This is a genomic window from Thioclava sp. UBA3469, from assembly GCF_002378135.1.
GTDB lineage: Bacteria > Pseudomonadota > Alphaproteobacteria > Rhodobacterales > Rhodobacteraceae > Thioclava > Thioclava sediminum.
Genome location: NZ_DFRG01000089.1, coordinates 1 through 567, shown reverse-complemented (window position 1 = coordinate 567; position 567 = coordinate 1). Strand labels below are relative to the sequence as shown.

Annotated in this window: 1 protein-coding gene; it reads left to right on the top strand. The window is 62.8% G+C overall.

Annotation, left to right across the window (positions count from 1 at the left end; genetic code table 11):
• Positions 1–567: sulfatase-like hydrolase/transferase (locus B3D39_RS07445; RefSeq protein ID WP_286789569.1), on the top strand; the 567-nt coding region annotated here is incomplete at both ends.

Genomic DNA, 567 nt, shown 5'->3' with positions numbered 1-567 from the left:
TATCGATGCGCTGGCGGCGCGCGGCACGCGGTTCGATATGGCCTTCACCTCGACGGCGTCCTGCTCGGCCAGCCGGTCTGTCATCTATACTGGGCTGCATACGCATGAGACCGGGCAATATGGTCTGAACCACGACCACCACCACTTCATGACCTTCGATCATGTCGAGACGGCGCCAGCGCTCTTCAACCGGATCGGCTATCGCACCGGGATCATCGGCAAGGTTCATGTCGGGCCGGAGCCGGTCTATCCTTGGGCGCATCGCGAGGAAAGCGATAGCCGGGACGTGGACTGGGTCGCGTCTCGGGCGAAGGACTTCTTCGACAGCGACGCCGAGATTCCGTTCTTCCTGACTGTAGGTTTCATTGACCCGCATCGCGACATGACGCGCGCGGGCTTTGGCGATCCGGGCGGTCCGGATCCGACCTTCGCGCCCGAGGACGTCTCCGTGCCGTCGTTCTTGCCCGACCTGCCGGAGGTCCGCGAAGAACTCGCGAATTACTACCATTCGGTCGCGCGTATGGATCGCGGCGTCGGGCTGATCCTCAATGCTTTGGAAACTGCGGG